Annotated in this window: 1 protein-coding gene; it reads left to right on the top strand. The window is 60.6% G+C overall.

Annotated elements, in window-relative coordinates:
- Positions 1-644 (top strand): citrate/2-methylcitrate synthase (locus AOG27_RS21405; RefSeq protein WP_327077898.1); only part of this gene is annotated, 644 nt, incomplete at both ends.

Genomic DNA, 644 nt, shown 5'->3' with positions numbered 1-644 from the left:
TATGATCCCGGCTTCATGGCCACCTCCTCCTGCCAGTCGGCCATCACCTACATCGATGGTGGCAAGGGCGTCCTGCTGCATCGCGGCTACCCCATCGACCAGCTGGCGAAGGAGTCGAACTTCGTCGAGCTCTGCTACCTGCTGCTATTCGGCGAACTGCCCAACGATGAGCAGTACGCCGACTTCGAGTCGCGGGTCAGCAACCACACCATGGTCCACGACCAGATCAACAACTTCTTCAAGGGCTTCCGTCGCGATGCCCATCCGATGTCGATCCTGTGCGGCGTGGTGGGTGGCCTGGCCGCCTTCTATCACGACCACATGGACATCAACGTCGAGGAGGATCGCATCATCAGCGCGATCCGCCTGATCGCCAAGATGCCGACCATCGCCGCGATGTCCTACAAGTACAATGTGGGCCAGCCGTTCAACTACCCGCGCAACGACCTGAACTATGCAGAGAACTTCCTCTACATGATGTTCAGCACGCCGTGCGAGGAGTACAAGATCAACCCGGTCTACGCCAAGGCGATGGACCGCATCTTCATGCTGCATGCCGACCACGAGCAGAACGCCTCCACCTCCACGGTGCGCCTGGCGGGCTCCACCGGCGCCAATCCGTTCGCCTGCATCAGTGCCGGCAT

It is taken from the genome of Pseudoalteromonas lipolytica (assembly GCF_001306915.1).
GTDB classification, from domain to species: Bacteria; Pseudomonadota; Gammaproteobacteria; order Enterobacterales; family Alteromonadaceae; genus Pseudoalteromonas; species Pseudoalteromonas simplex.
Note: the sequence above shows the minus strand (reverse complement) of the source record. Positions and strands in the feature narration are given on the sequence as shown.